This is a genomic window from Robertmurraya siralis, from assembly GCF_005502275.1.
Lineage (GTDB): Bacteria > Bacillota > Bacilli > Bacillales > Cytobacillaceae > Robertmurraya > Robertmurraya siralis.
Genome location: NZ_SWLZ01000001.1, coordinates 62,074 through 75,059, shown reverse-complemented (window position 1 = coordinate 75,059; position 12,986 = coordinate 62,074). Strand labels below are relative to the sequence as shown.

17 protein-coding genes are annotated in these 12,986 nt (G+C 37.9%); 6 read left to right on the top strand and 11 right to left on the bottom strand.

What is annotated here, in order from left to right:
* Positions 1–246: 246 nt before the first annotated feature.
* The 4 genes from FCJ93_RS00365 (at position 247) to FCJ93_RS00350 (ending at position 3,206) form a co-directional block, all read left to right on the top strand.
* Positions 247–975 (top strand): alpha/beta hydrolase, encoded by a 729-nt coding sequence (locus FCJ93_RS00365; RefSeq protein ID WP_095310130.1) that lies wholly within the window; start codon positions 247–249, stop codon positions 973–975.
* Between the two features lie 163 nt (positions 976–1,138).
* The gene (locus FCJ93_RS00360; RefSeq protein WP_095310128.1) at positions 1,139–1,651 is read left to right on the top strand and encodes a YjcG family protein; all 513 of its coding nucleotides are present in this window, start codon (positions 1,139–1,141) and stop codon (positions 1,649–1,651) included.
* 6 nt (positions 1,652–1,657) lie between these two features.
* Positions 1,658–2,080 carry a GNAT family N-acetyltransferase gene (locus tag FCJ93_RS00355; protein WP_095310126.1) on the top strand — a complete coding sequence of 141 codons (423 nt, stop codon included), beginning with the start codon at positions 1,658–1,660 and terminating at the stop codon, positions 2,078–2,080.
* Between the two features lie 448 nt (positions 2,081–2,528).
* The gene (locus tag FCJ93_RS00350; RefSeq protein WP_137742705.1) at positions 2,529–3,206 is read left to right on the top strand and encodes a DUF421 domain-containing protein; all 678 of its coding nucleotides are present in this window, start codon (positions 2,529–2,531) and stop codon (positions 3,204–3,206) included.
* A 6-nt stretch (positions 3,207–3,212) separates the two neighbouring features.
* On the opposite strand, the gene FCJ93_RS00345 is transcribed toward FCJ93_RS00350, so the two are convergent.
* Positions 3,213–3,488: a hypothetical protein gene (locus tag FCJ93_RS00345; RefSeq protein WP_095310122.1), complete on the bottom strand. Its 276-nt coding sequence runs from the start codon at positions 3,486–3,488 to the stop codon at positions 3,213–3,215.
* Between the two features lie 139 nt (positions 3,489–3,627).
* Here FCJ93_RS00345 and FCJ93_RS00340 point away from each other — a divergent pair, with 139 nt between their 5' ends.
* Positions 3,628–5,916: a UvrD-helicase domain-containing protein gene (locus FCJ93_RS00340; protein WP_137742704.1), complete on the top strand. Its 2,289-nt coding sequence runs from the start codon at positions 3,628–3,630 to the stop codon at positions 5,914–5,916.
* A gap of 626 nt (positions 5,917–6,542) precedes the next feature.
* Here the strand turns inward: FCJ93_RS00340 and FCJ93_RS00335 are convergent.
* From FCJ93_RS00335 to FCJ93_RS00295, 9 genes are all read right to left on the bottom strand, one after another.
* On the bottom strand, positions 6,543–6,797 hold the full coding sequence (locus tag FCJ93_RS00335; RefSeq protein ID WP_095310119.1) for a stage VI sporulation protein F: 255 nt from the start codon (positions 6,795–6,797) through the stop codon (positions 6,543–6,545).
* Positions 6,798–6,929: 132 nt separating this feature from the next.
* Complete coding sequence (locus FCJ93_RS00330) at positions 6,930–7,706, bottom strand: SDR family NAD(P)-dependent oxidoreductase (protein ID WP_137742703.1); 777 nt, start codon at positions 7,704–7,706, stop codon at positions 6,930–6,932.
* A gap of 132 nt (positions 7,707–7,838) precedes the next feature.
* A complete protein-coding gene (locus tag FCJ93_RS00325) occupies positions 7,839–7,970 on the bottom strand; it encodes a YjcZ family sporulation protein (protein ID WP_095310115.1) in 132 nt (43 codons plus the stop codon).
* 96 nt (positions 7,971–8,066) lie between these two features.
* A complete protein-coding gene (spoVAE, locus tag FCJ93_RS00320) occupies positions 8,067–8,423 on the bottom strand; it encodes a stage V sporulation protein AE (RefSeq protein ID WP_095310113.1) in 357 nt (118 codons plus the stop codon).
* A 16-nt stretch (positions 8,424–8,439) separates the two neighbouring features.
* Positions 8,440–9,456, bottom strand: a complete 1,017-nt coding sequence (gene spoVAD / locus FCJ93_RS00315; protein ID WP_137742702.1) for a stage V sporulation protein AD — start codon at positions 9,454–9,456, stop codon at positions 8,440–8,442.
* A 2-nt stretch (positions 9,457–9,458) separates the two neighbouring features.
* Positions 9,459–9,923 (bottom strand): stage V sporulation protein AC, encoded by a 465-nt coding sequence (gene spoVAC, locus FCJ93_RS00310; protein ID WP_095310109.1) that lies wholly within the window; start codon positions 9,921–9,923, stop codon positions 9,459–9,461.
* Between the two features lie 14 nt (positions 9,924–9,937).
* A complete protein-coding gene (locus tag FCJ93_RS00305) occupies positions 9,938–10,408 on the bottom strand; it encodes a YhcN/YlaJ family sporulation lipoprotein (RefSeq protein ID WP_095310107.1) in 471 nt (156 codons plus the stop codon).
* Between the two features lie 159 nt (positions 10,409–10,567).
* Complete coding sequence (locus FCJ93_RS00300; RefSeq protein ID WP_137742701.1) at positions 10,568–10,798, bottom strand: hypothetical protein; 231 nt, start codon at positions 10,796–10,798, stop codon at positions 10,568–10,570.
* 410 nt (positions 10,799–11,208) lie between these two features.
* Positions 11,209–11,559, bottom strand: a complete 351-nt coding sequence (locus FCJ93_RS00295; RefSeq protein ID WP_095310103.1) for a DUF1360 domain-containing protein — start codon at positions 11,557–11,559, stop codon at positions 11,209–11,211.
* A gap of 132 nt (positions 11,560–11,691) precedes the next feature.
* Between FCJ93_RS00295 and FCJ93_RS00290 the strand changes: the two genes are divergently transcribed.
* The gene (locus FCJ93_RS00290; RefSeq protein ID WP_095310101.1) at positions 11,692–12,186 is read left to right on the top strand and encodes a CotY/CotZ family spore coat protein; all 495 of its coding nucleotides are present in this window, start codon (positions 11,692–11,694) and stop codon (positions 12,184–12,186) included.
* 139 nt (positions 12,187–12,325) lie between these two features.
* On the opposite strand, the gene FCJ93_RS00285 is transcribed toward FCJ93_RS00290, so the two are convergent.
* Positions 12,326–12,883 (bottom strand): CotO family spore coat protein, encoded by a 558-nt coding sequence (locus tag FCJ93_RS00285; RefSeq protein ID WP_170211178.1) that lies wholly within the window; start codon positions 12,881–12,883, stop codon positions 12,326–12,328.
* Between the last annotated feature and the right edge of the window lie 103 nt (positions 12,884–12,986).

Here is a 12,986-nt window from a genome sequence, read left to right as displayed (position 1 = left end):
TTCGCTAACTGTTTCTGGTTTTGCAGTACCTTTGCCTTTAAAAAAATTGTAAGGCAGCAAGAATAAGGAAGATGACAAGTCCAATCATATCTGTCATGCCCTCTGGATAAATCAGCAAAATTCTACCGGCAATGACGTGACTAAGTCATTTAAAAATGTATTTCTAAATCTCCTATGGTACAATCTTCTGTAAATACGATGTAACTCACCAATTAGCCTAAAACATAAATGCAAGGAGGGATTCGCATGGAATTTTCAAACGGGCGCATTACGGAATTTTCGTTTGCAAGCAAGGAGTTAAATGAAACCATTCCCATACTGGTTTATTTGCCAGCTTCATTCTCCCCTTTGTATAAGTACACATTAGTCATTGCTCAAGATGGAAGAGATTATTTTCAGCTCGGTCGAATCGGAAGAACAACCGATGAATTGATTAATGCTGGAGAGATCGAGAATATCATAATTGTCGGAATCCCATACAAAGACGTGAAGGATCGCCGAGCAAAATATCATCCGCAAGGAACCCAACATCAAGCATACATACGCTTTCTTGCTAAAGAGCTTGTTCCCTTTCTCGATCAGCAATTTCCAACTTATCAAATGGGCTTAGGAAGAGCTATAATTGGAGATTCGTTAGCAGCTACTGTTTCATTAAAAGCAGCATTGCAATTTCCTCATACCTTCGGCAAAGTGATTTTGCAATCACCTTTTGTAAGTGAAGAAGTAATCGATGATGTTGCAGCGTTTGAACAGCCCCATTTGCTTTCAATCTACCATGTAATTGGAAAGCAGGAAACAGAGGTAAAAACAACGGCTGACAAAATTGAAGATTTCCTTACACCCAACCGGGAGCTAAATGTTGTAATTGACAGTAAAGCATTTCCCTATTTTTATGAAGAATTCGACGGAAATCATACATGGACATATTGGCAGCCTGATCTTAGACGTGCCTTAAAAAAGATGTTTCCGAAATAGAATCACGCTTCATTTTACTTTTCAAAATGATTAAATAGAGAAATGAAATCCATTATTTGCTATAATAGAAATACAAGCGTTTACAAAAATTGGACACAAACCTTTATTTATTTGTTCCTTTCATATGCAGAAATAAAAATTTAAACATTTTGGAGGTTATACAATGAAATACGGAATTGTTATTTTTCCATCCAAAGCCTTACAAGACAAAGCAAATTCATTTCGAAAAAGATATGACCCACACTATGCCCTAATTCCCCCACATATCACATTAAAGAGTACTTTTGAAGTGAATGATGTGGATATTAAGGATATCGCTGACCAATTGCATCAAACTGCTCAACGATTTGCACCTTTTCAGATTAAAGTAACGAAGTTTAGTTCATTCCAACCTGTTAATAATGTCATTTATATGAAGATTATTCCTGAGCCGGAAATCGTCGATTTACATGAAGCTGTAAATGCAGTTATTGCCGATAGCCCATCTGAATATTCATTTGTCCCCCACATCACAGTTGGACAAGACCTGTCAAATGATGAGCATTCAGATGTTTATAGTTCACTAAGACTCCAAGAGATCAATCATGAAGAAACAATTGATCGATTCCACTTGCTTTACCAGCTTGACAATGGTTCTTGGACCGTATATGAAACATTTCGTTTAAGAAAGGAATAGAGAAACTTGAATTTGATAACCGTTACTACTAATGAACAACTAGAAGAAGTCTATCGCGTTCGAAAAATTGTGTTTGTTGATGAACAGCATGTACCTTTAGAAGAAGAAATCGATAATCTTGAAGCAGTGTCGACACATTTTCTTTTACAAGACGAAGGTCAGTCGGTCGGTGCAGGACGTTTTCGCGTTGTTGACGACTATGGCAAAGTTGAAAGAATTTGTGTCTTAAAGCATAAGCGTAAAAGTGGTGCAGGACGAGCAATTATGGAGGGCATCGAAGCGTTCGCCAAAAAAGAAGGCATTAGGAAGCTAAAGTTGAATGCTCAAACCCATGCTATTCCTTTTTATGAAGGCTTAGGCTATGAAGTTGCTTCAGAGGAATTTCTCGATGCTGGAATTCCTCACAAAACAATGGTTAAGCAGTTATAAAGGAGCAATTTTAAAAAACGAGACTCTACTCAACGTGCGGCCTGGTGGACCCAAACGGATTACTTCATAAAGCAGAGTGAAAAAATTGCTGTTGTTTGTTATGGGAGGGCTAGAGCTTAGAAACATGAGAAAAGTGGCTCTTTCCCAGCTTAGCACCCGTCAAAAAAGGGAGTTCCATGAAGCTGAAATAAATACCATTTTATTTGGCCTTATTAACCGATAGGCTTTGTTTTGTCACAGAAAATGCTGACTAGATAATCATGATTTCCCGCTTGCTTTAACCATTCTTAAAAAGATATGTTCTTATTCAAGAAGAAACGGGCACGTCTCTTGGTGCCCTTGCCACAATGAAAGTTTTTACAAAGCTATTTTTAAAGTAAGAACAAATATTTAACCGCCCCATTCCCCATACTAAGAAATAATTACTACTGGGGAATGGGGGTTAATGATGGACGGTTATTTGCAAATTCTGATTGAATTGATTTTTGGATATATAGCTTTATTTGCTTTAACAAAGATTATGGGGAAAACACAAATTACACAGATTACACCGTTCGATTTTATCTCCGCCTTAATTTTAGGGGAATTAGTTGGAAATGCTATTTATGATAATGACATTAAATTTCAAAAAGTCATCTATGCTGTTGTCATTTGGGGCATTCTTATTTTTATAACTGAAATCTTAACACAAAAAAAGAAAGGGCTGCGCAAGCTTTTAGAAGGGAAACCATCAATTGTTATTCGCAAAGGGAAAATTGATTACGGTATGCTGAAAAAAGCACATTTGGATATTAACCAGCTTCAGCACCTCCTTCGATCAAGAGGAATCTTTTCGGTTCGAGAATGTGAGTATGCCATTTTAGAAACAGACGGTTCCATTAGCGTTTTAAGAAAATCTAGCTATGAACCAGTAACGATACGTGATCTTAACCTTCCTCGTTCACCTGTTAAGCTGCCGGTTACCTTAATACTGGATGGAGAAATTGAAGCCGATAATCTACTGTTTATTAAATGGAATGAAGAGATGCTTTTTAATGAAATGAAAAAAGTCGGCATCGATTCTGAAAAGGATGTTCTCTATGCTGAATGGAGAGAAGGGGAAGAATTATTTATTCAAACGTATTAGCTTCTCCTAAACGACTTCATTAAAATAACGGCCCTTTCCCGTAATTTCACTATAGATCTCTTCAATCCTATATTCTCGCGTCAGCTCCTGAACTGGGGAGCTTTTTTTATTGAATTTTCGCTCATCCTGCGGCAATTTCGCCAATCTTCCTCCATCTGTCATGCCTGCAGCCCGCCTTGTCCTTTCGACTGGGAAAATTTGAAACGGTTCATACCTGTTTTTTAACTCTCTATCGCCGTAATGATGATATTGATTGTTTGTTGTCGGAGGAATATAGCCCATGCTAACCACCTCTTTTAAAAATTTTAAATGAACAAAAACTCTTTAGAATATATATACGATTTGGTATGATAAATCTTGTCTGTATTTATAAAGAAACATCCATTTTACATTAGACAAGAGAGCAGTTAAGGGGAACATGATGAAAACAGCCGTATTAGAAAACCATGTACTCAACATAGAGCAACTAAATAGAGAACATTTTCAATCGATTCATGATGAAGGAAGAAAAGGGAAGCTTTTTTGTTCGGTTTGTGGAGAGCCTGTTCGCTTCTACATAGGCATTGAACAGCAGCCTCACTTTTTTCATATGACAAAAAAGGCTAATTGTCAGGAGCTTGAATTTGACGTGGAGCAGTCCTCTAAGGAAGACGTAGAATACTTGGAACGAAACGGCTTCAAGATCCCAGTTTCGCGTACCATTACAACAGTGAAACATCGCACTGAATTCAAACCTCCACAATCAGTGAAACAAGCACCACCATTTATAAGTACAAACAAGTTGGAGACGACGGCTTACAGTCCCTATATACAAGCCTTGAAAGAATCCGGTTTTTCCTTAGATGCGAATCAATTGGAAGCTGTCACTCAGACTGAAGGTCCTTTGCTCGTCCTAGCGGGAGCAGGCAGTGGAAAAACGCGGGTGCTGACGGCACGGACGGCTTATATGATTCAAGAGAAAAACGTCGATCCCCGCTCCATTATGCTCGTCACCTTTACAGCTAAAGCAGCTCAAGAAATGAAAGAGCGATTACATCAATATCCTGAGATGAAACAGCAGCATATTCAACAGTTATTAGCCGGTACTTTTCATAGTATTTTTTACCGAATTTTATCCTTCCATGAGCGGAATAAATGGAATTCTGAAAAATTATTAAAAAAAGAGTGGCAAAAAGAACAAATTATCAAATTAGGTGGCAAAGAGTTAGATTTGGATGAGAAGGAGTTTGCCTATGATTTGGCACTGCAACAAATTGGCTTATGGAAAAATTCATTGATCCTGCCTTCTCAAATTAAGCCTGAAACTCCTTGGGAGGAAAAGGTTGCTTATCTCTTTCAATATTATGAAAAAGCAAAGCAAGAAAAAGGGTTATTTGACTTTGATGACATGCTCCTTGGCTGCTACCAGCTTTTTCAAGAGAACCCTTCCCTACTTGAAAATTACCAAAAGCGATTCCGCTATTTTCTTATTGATGAGTTTCAAGATATCAATAAAGTTCAGTACGAATTGATTCGTATGCTGTCAGCTTCAAGTCATATTTGCGCAGTCGGGGATGATGATCAATCTATATATTCATTTCGAGGTAGTGACCCACAATACCTGCTGGAATTTGAAAAAGATTTTCCAAATACAAAATTAGTTATTTTAAATGAAAATTATCGTTCGAGCCATGAAATTGTGACGACCGCTAATACAATTATTAAAAAGAATCAGGAGCGTAGAACAAAGGAAATGCACGCACAATTTTCTACTGGACTCCCGCCCATACTGTTCTTCCCCTATGATGAAGAAGAGGAAGCAACCATGATCGTTCAAGATATACAGGAGAAACTTGAAAAAGGCTATGAACCTTCTGACTTTGCAATTTTATTTCGGACAAATACAAGCAGTAGAGCCATTTTTGAGCGGTTAGCCAATTCCAGTCTCCCTTTTAAAATTGATCAAGATGTTGAACCCTTTTATGAACGCTTTATCGTTAAAGGCATGCTTTCATTTCTAAGACTTTCGTTGAATGAAGAGGATCAAGAAGCCATACGCTCGATCCTTCCCGTACTATTTGTGAAAAATAACGTCCTACAGGATTTAAAGGCTGACAGTATTCTTAATGATCGTTCATTACTTGAATGTGTCAGTCAATTTAAAACCGGCTTTGCTTTTCAAGAGAAAAAGCTAAAAAAGTTAGTTCCTGTCATTCGTTCATTGCACCGGCTCTCACCAGTAACAGCGATGGATATTCTAGAAAAAGAATTAGGGTACGGAGACTTTATAAAGAAAAGAGGAAACGAGGGCAACAAGCTTGATAAAGGCTCTGACGATATTCGAGATTTAAAAGTGGCAGCGCGAGGTTTCAAAACGATTCTTGAATTTTTAGATCATGTTAGTCATATGACGGCGATGAATAAAGAAATAAAAAAGCTTAGTAAAACGCTTGATCATGCTTTAACATTAAGTACCATTCACCGTTCAAAAGGATTGGAATATAAAATTGTGTACGTAGTAAGTACCGTTGATGGCAGCTTACCACACGATTTTGCACTAGATTCTTACCGCAATGGTGACGTTTCTCCATTAGAGGAAGAAAGAAGATTGCTCTATGTTGCCATTACAAGGGCAATGGAGCAATTGTACTTATCGATTCCGGAAAAACGACGTGGCAAAAATGCCCATCCTTCTCGCTTTTTAAGTCCTGTAAAAGAACAAAAGCGCTAGCGCCATTCGCATCGATGTACATAACTGGAAGGGCCTGATCTTTCGATATAGGAAACCAGATTGGAAAAGCAATTCTTGGTTGACTTGTAGTAGAAGTTTGTTAGGCTCTGGCTGCTTGCGCTAGACGTAGATGCACTCATTAAAAGCGTTATACACAACTACGAAATCTATAATATCCGCAAAAATAATAAAAGAAGCGCCTTCGGAATCATTATAGTTCAAATGGTTCCTACAAGAATTAATCGTAACCAATAACTCAGCACTTTTATCTTAAGGAATTTGAGATTTATTCGGAAATCGGCTGCTTTACTTAAATAAATGAAAGAGCATCCCAAACGGCTGCTCTTTCATAATTTTCTCGAGGAAGGGCAAAAAACTTCACCATTTCACAAAATTTGTTTAAAAATCTCCCATTCATTAGTAAACCCCTGCGATCGTCGCCTATGCATCCTCCATTTACATAAGAAGTACGCAATTTTAACTAATTTACTTAGAGACTCAATTTATCATCATCCAAAGAGTGCTCTTCAAGAATTGTGGTAGCTTTTTCAACTGAAACTTGCCCATGAAATTTTTCACATTTGCCTTTCAAAGGGGCTCCAAAAAAAGATGCCCCTTCATTAAACCTATTTTTTATTAAGCATTTTCGAAATGGTGTTGAAATCAAGCTGCTTCCCGTCACTAACAATCGACTTGACGATTTTATCTTCCGTTTCCTTATTAACAGGTTTGTTGGCAATTTGTGATACCCGTCTGATCACGTTGCGCACCGTTCTTTCATCCTTGAAATTTGCCCCTTGTAATGAATTGGCCAAATCAAAGACATCCTTCATATTAACGCCTGTCTTCTTCTCGATATTTTTAAAGAATTGATTATCCATTTTGTGAAACTACGCCTCCTTTTTAAGCTACTTACATTTTATGAATGTAGCTCCTGAAGGGTGATATGAAAAGCTAAAGAAAGGCGTTTTTCATAGTTTTATAGATTTCACAATAATCGATAAATACGATTGTTACTTCATGATCCAACCTCCATCGACTAGAATGTCGCTTCCCGTCATATAAGATGCCTCTTCTGAAGCAGCAAAAACAATGACATTCGCAATTTCCGAAGCTTCCCCCATTCTCCCTAAAGCGGTATTTTCTTCAATCATTTTTACAAATTTTTCATATTGCAAACCCTTTTCTGGTAATGGCGCATCAACAATTCCAGGAGATACAGAATTGACACGAATGCCGTACGGTGCCAACTCTAAAGCTAATGATTTTGTAAAATTAATGACTCCCGCTTTCGCAGCGCTATAATGAGGAATTAGTGCTCCTGATTGATGTCCAGATATTGAAGCAACGTTAACGATGGCACGCCCCTGCCTCCTATTTTCTTCTTTTGACTGTAAAACCATTAAATTGCCCAGCACTTTCGAAACAAGGAAGATACTTCGTAAATTTGCACTTTGAATATCGTCCCATTCCCCCTCTAAGGTTTCTAGCGCTTTCGAACATTGGTAACTGCCTGCATTGTTTACTAGAATATGTAGATCACCAAAATGTATACGGATATAGTCGGAAAGCTCCTGAACATCTTCCTCATCAGTCACATCCGCTTGAAAAATTTCTGCCATGGGAATTTTTTTAGTCTTATTAATCTCGGTTGCAACCGCTTCTAATTTTAACTTCTGCCTTCCCACTAACACCACCTTTGCCCCTTCTTGTGCAAGCCTAATTGCCACCTCTTTGCCAATCCCACTGCCTGCCCCTGTAATTAAGGCGATCCTTTGAGCAAACCTCATTTCATCTACATCCCTTCCACACATTTTTCTCATTTTACATTATGCAGTAAAACCCTGAAAATTCATAATATTCAATTCTATAATCATAAAGAAAAATGCCGTTCTTTGCAAAACGGCATTTCTTTCATGCAATTAATAGAAGCTGGCGCCTACAATAATTAATAGGATAAACAACACAACGATTAATACGAAGGTTGATCCGCCATAGCCAGCGCCTCCATATCCGTAGCCACCATATCCTCCAAAGCCACATCCGAAGCCCATCTATGTCACCTCACTTTATACGGTCTCACTAGTAACATATGTACGGGTTCAAAAAAGTGTATAGGCTGTTTAATAGATTCCGCAAATGAATCATACTCATCCTTTTGGTTTAAAAAGCAAGGCGCCGATAAAAGCAAAAACAATCGCAGCTGAAATTCCTGAACTGGTTACCTCAAACATCCCTGTCAAAACTCCCACTAGGCCATGCTTCTCTGCCTCTTGTAATGCCCCGTGTACAAGGGTATTCCCAAAATTTGTAATCGGAACAGTCGCACCAGCTCCAGCAAAATCTGCCAACGGTTCATATAACCCAATGCCGTCGAGTATTGCCCCCATTACGACGAGCAAGCTGAGTGTATGGCCTGGTGTTAATTTAGCAACATCAAATAATAATTGCCCAAATACACATATTAAACCACCTACTACAAACGCCCAAAAAAACATTGGCAACAACAAGAAAACCTCCTTATTATTCGTTCATTTCAATTGAAACCGCATGTGCAATACATGGAATGCTCTCATTTTGTTGGTATGTTAACGGAGAAAGCAAGGCACCAGTTGCTACAACAAGTACTTTTTTATATGTCCCTTTTTGCATTTCATTGAGAATATGACCATACAATACTGTAGCTGAACAGCCTGCACCACTTGCTCCCGCTTGAACCGGTTGATCATCCTTATAAATCATCAATCCACAATCTTGGAATTTTTCCCATTCAATATTCAAACCATTTTTCTTTAAAAGTTCAAAGGTGATTTCTCTACCAATTTTCGCCAAATCTCCCGTAAGAATTAAGTCATAATAAGAGGGATCTAAACTTAAATCATTAAAGTGTGCTGTAATTGTATCAGCTGCGGCAGGTGCCATTGCTCCCCCCATATTGTAGGGATCTGTCATACCTAGATCAATGACCTTTCCAATCGTAGCAGAAGTGGTCACAGGCAACCCTTTTTCATTTTCGTTTTTCTTGAGCAACGCGGCTCCTGCCCCGGTCACTGTCCACTGGGCAGTTGGCGGCTTTTGTCCACCATATTCTGTAGGATAACGAAATTGCTTTTCTGTTGCAGCATTGTGGCTTGAAGCTCCCGTTACCACATAATCTGCGCCATTGTAATTAAGAATAAAAGAGGCTAAGGCAAGTCCCTCCATTGAAGTGGAGCATGCGCCAAAAATACCAATATACGGTAATTGAATGGTTCTTGCAGCCATGCTTGAAGGAGTAATTTGATTGATCAAATCGCCTGCAATAAAGAATTGTACATCGTTTTTAGTTTTATTTCCTTTTTGAATCGCCGTTTGCGCCGCTTCCTCCATTAAGACGCGTTGCGCTTTCTCGTACGAATCCTCTCCCATCCATAAATCATCATGTATGATGTCAAAATCAGCAATTAATTTCCCGCTTGCCTCAAAAGGACCTACTGATACACCGGTTGAAACGATGACTGGTTTATTTGGAAATATCCATGACTGCTTTCCCTTGCGCATGATTATATAACCCCCCATTTGATGAGAAGGACTTTTATTAGAGCAACAACAAAAGCAGAAAAAACTCCGAATAAAATAACAGAACCTGCTAGCTTAAACATATTTCCTCCAACACCTAATACAAAGCCTTCTGTTCGATGTTCAATTGCAGCCGAGATAACAGCATTCCCAAAACCCGTAACAGGAACCGCACTGCCAGCTCCAGCGAATTGGCCAATATGATCATAAACCCCAAATCCAGTTAAGAGCATGGAGATAAAAACCATCGTTGCCACAGTTGGATTGCCCGCCGTTTGTTCAGTAAAATTAAAGAAATAAATATAAAAATAGGTGATTGCTTGACCAACTATGCAGAAAAGCCCTCCAACAAAAAACGCCTTAATGCAATTTTTCAATACGGGTCTTTTCACTTCATGTTTTTGTTCCAGGGATTGATATTGTTTTTGTTCTTTTGTTTTCCCCCCCATGACTGAGGCCTCCTTCAAGTTAGTTCTTTCTTTAGTTTTATTATTTCCTGAAGCCTTTTCTCCGCTTTTTCAGTAGAATAATTTGGATCCTTTAAATTTTCTTCTAACTCTACTGCTTCGAGAAAAATTTTGTAATCACTTGAAACAATAAAATTTTCTTCTGGATATTTTTCCTTGAGCAGCTTCTTGATTTTTTTCTCAATTTTCTTCATGTGAAATCGTTGCATATGTCTTACCTTATAAGCAACAAGAATATCCTCTTTTCCCTTTAATACAGAAACATCGTAAAGCTCCTTAAAGCTTTCAACATCTTGCTCAATTGCTCCGATCAAATCCAATTCCTTTTTCGTGTTTTTCTCAAGTGAAAGTGGTGCTGGATTTGTCGTTTTCAGCAAAGCAATCCCGTTTCCCTTCGGTTCATCATCGTTACAAGCACATAATAAAGTAACGATGACTAAAAAATATGTAATCAGTATTTTCCTCATTAATTCCCATCCCCTACACCAGCTAATATTGTTTTTATTTTCCACGACTTTGCCCTAATTTATGAATATTAGTTCCCTTCCAATATTTAGAAAATACGATGATCATTTTAAGTACAAATTAACAAATACTAGAATAAAAAGGGGAAAAAAATCGCCCTTTTAAATAAAATATAAGGTGACCGGACGATTTTTTTTGAGATGTGGATTGCTCAATGAAAGTACCATGTACGAAGGCAAAGGGAAATCGCCAAGCCCATTGATACCTTCTTCGAGGAAATGAAAACGACGCAAAAAGGCCCTTGAATGTGAAGAGAAAGCCACTATCCACGCTCGACGCAAAATCGAAGCAGAAAGTGGCTCAGTCACATCAAGGGCAATTAATCGTTCCATAAATTTTCTCTTTCTGGAACCCGATAAGGGATAATCAAGCTCGAAAAAGATAGCGTAAGCTCACAACACCCTCAGAGTATCCATTCAAAAGAAAAACGAACCGTTTTCTCACTTCCTTTATTTTAGTGGCTTTTCAGAAGCCCTGAGTCTTGACTTGTGAATTATCTTATTTTTTTCTTTCCACAGCCACAACCCTTTTTTTTCTTCGTCATTTTCGGTTGTTTTTTTACTTTATGGTTAGCGTTAGTGCTTTGTAATCTCATGCTTCTCTCTCCCATCTGTTATATTTCAGCAACAAGACCTGGAGCCCAGTAAGGATGATATGTGAGTATCATTATGATAATGTATGCAATTTATAAAAAGCATGTATATGTGCATTACCCAGATTAGCTTAAAAAGTTAAGTAGCTATCATAATAATCGTTGTATTATCGTTTCAATAATTGCTGCAATCCCTGCAACCGCCAAAATTAGAAGAAAAGGAAAAGCAAAAAGCGGCCATTTTAAATAAAAAAGACATAATCCGGCGGCAGACCAAATGCCCGTACACCAATAACAGCTTAACAATTCACCAATAAAATTTTTGATTAACCCCTTTTTAGGGACTAAATAAACTTCCTCATTCCCGTTTTCATTTACCTCTATCTCTTCTTCAAAGAAGGGATTTCTGATAAATTCGCTAATTTTGTCAAAAACAATTAAACGAGTTAGGCGAAAGCTAGCCAATGAAATAACAATTAATTCCATCCAAGAAATAAACATATTCTTCATCCTTCAATATATATTTTCCCGCCCATTTTTAGGAAATAAGGCGATTGTCCGTTACCCAAATACCTCCACTACAATATGTTATTAATGTAATATTACTTCTCAGAATATAAGGAGGAATAACGAATGGGTTGTGGAAAAAAAGATGACGAAAAAAACGTTAGACACGACAACTGTGTATGCGAAGTTGTCCGTGCTATAAAAGACATCCAAGATGCAGCGGATGCTACTTGTGAGTGCCCAAGCAACTGCTTCCAAGAACCACTTGGCTCTTTAATTAAACCGGGTAAAAGACAAAGAGCAGATACTCGCGTATTCGTACTAAAAACAGCTGATGGATCTCCATTTCATGCATTTTTCAGACACGATGAATGTGCATGTGTATCCATTTTTTTCAGAGTTGAAGAAATCTTTGATAACTGCTGTGCTACGTTACGTGTCATTAAACCGGTTCATAACGGTGAAGCAGTGGATTTAACTCATGATTGCTGCATCGACTTAAGTAAAATTTGCCAAGTAGAAGGCTTTAGAGCAACTAATGATTGTGTAACAGTTGACTTAAGCTGCTTCTGCGCTATCCAATGTATTGCTGATGTTGACTTAAATATTTGTGAAGACTAATAAAAAGAAGTCATGTGAATTAGGGTTGAAATTGCCGACCTATTAGGAGAAGTGTCTAGACATTGGCTAGACACTTCTTCTGATTAAAGCAGTCAGACAAATGGTAAATTGGACTTGCTTCCGCATTTCATAAAATGGACTATAGACCGATCATTCTAACCTCTATTAAATCTTTCGTAGGAATGGTTACTTCTGTCTTATCAAAAAGCTTCACAATCACCTCCTGCTCCTTTTTCTCCTTCAATATACCTCGAAGCACTTTATCCTCTGTTTGAAATAAACACGGTACCGGAGGTAATTGGCGTGGAAAATGAGTAAGATAATCTAGCTTTTCTTCTATATTCATTTCCCTAAAGGGCTTCACTCTTTTAAAAGAAAATCCATGTTCATGCCCTTTTGCCTTACCTTCGTAACCTTCGATCGCTTCTTGTACTTCCTTTGCAGATTGTGTTATTTCATCATTACTTGCTGGTGCTCCGAAAATAGGCTCCTCTTCTTCAAGAATATACCCTTTATTTTTTCTTTTCTTTTCTCCTGCTTCCGTCATTCTTATCTCATCTTTCTGTCTTTGAAGCGATTGCTGATTCTTTTCAGCTTGCTTTAAAGAAAATGTTTCCTGCATTTTTCCTTTTATAGGTTTATTATCCTGTCGCTGAATAAAAAGCAAGGGATCACGCTTTTTCTGGTTTTTGCTCAATTTATCACACCTCCAAATTCAATTGATTCACCTTATATGTATGCCGTTGCTTCGATTTCGTTTCCAAGAAGAGAATACTTTATCATGATAAAATGGCTTTTTA

Bases quoted from the DNA above. Each gene is read 5' to 3' on its own strand.
- FCJ93_RS00365 (WP_095310130.1), top strand. From the start codon at position 247: ATGGAATTTTCAAACGGGCGCATTACGGAATTTTCGTTTGCAAGCAAG.
- FCJ93_RS00360 (WP_095310128.1), top strand. From the start codon at position 1,139: ATGAAATACGGAATTGTTATTTTTCCATCCAAAGCCTTACAAGACAAA.
- FCJ93_RS00350 (WP_137742705.1), top strand. From the start codon at position 2,529: ATGGACGGTTATTTGCAAATTCTGATTGAATTGATTTTTGGATATATA.
- FCJ93_RS00345 (WP_095310122.1), bottom strand. From the start codon at position 3,488: ATGGGCTATATTCCTCCGACAACAAACAATCAATATCATCATTACGGC.
- FCJ93_RS00340 (WP_137742704.1), top strand. From the start codon at position 3,628: ATGAAAACAGCCGTATTAGAAAACCATGTACTCAACATAGAGCAACTA.
- FCJ93_RS00335 (WP_095310119.1), bottom strand. From the start codon at position 6,797: ATGGATAATCAATTCTTTAAAAATATCGAGAAGAAGACAGGCGTTAAT.
- FCJ93_RS00330 (WP_137742703.1), bottom strand. From the start codon at position 7,706: ATGAGGTTTGCTCAAAGGATCGCCTTAATTACAGGGGCAGGCAGTGGG.
- FCJ93_RS00325 (WP_095310115.1), bottom strand. From the start codon at position 7,970: ATGGGCTTCGGATGTGGCTTTGGAGGATATGGTGGCTACGGATATGGA.
- spoVAD (WP_137742702.1), bottom strand. From the start codon at position 9,456: ATGCGCAAGGGAAAGCAGTCATGGATATTTCCAAATAAACCAGTCATC.
- spoVAC (WP_095310109.1), bottom strand. From the start codon at position 9,923: ATGGGGGGGAAAACAAAAGAACAAAAACAATATCAATCCCTGGAACAA.
- FCJ93_RS00305 (WP_095310107.1), bottom strand. From the start codon at position 10,408: ATGAGGAAAATACTGATTACATATTTTTTAGTCATCGTTACTTTATTA.
- FCJ93_RS00300 (WP_137742701.1), bottom strand. From the start codon at position 10,798: ATGGAACGATTAATTGCCCTTGATGTGACTGAGCCACTTTCTGCTTCG.
- FCJ93_RS00295 (WP_095310103.1), bottom strand. From the start codon at position 11,559: ATGTTTATTTCTTGGATGGAATTAATTGTTATTTCATTGGCTAGCTTT.
- FCJ93_RS00290 (WP_095310101.1), top strand. From the start codon at position 11,692: ATGGGTTGTGGAAAAAAAGATGACGAAAAAAACGTTAGACACGACAAC.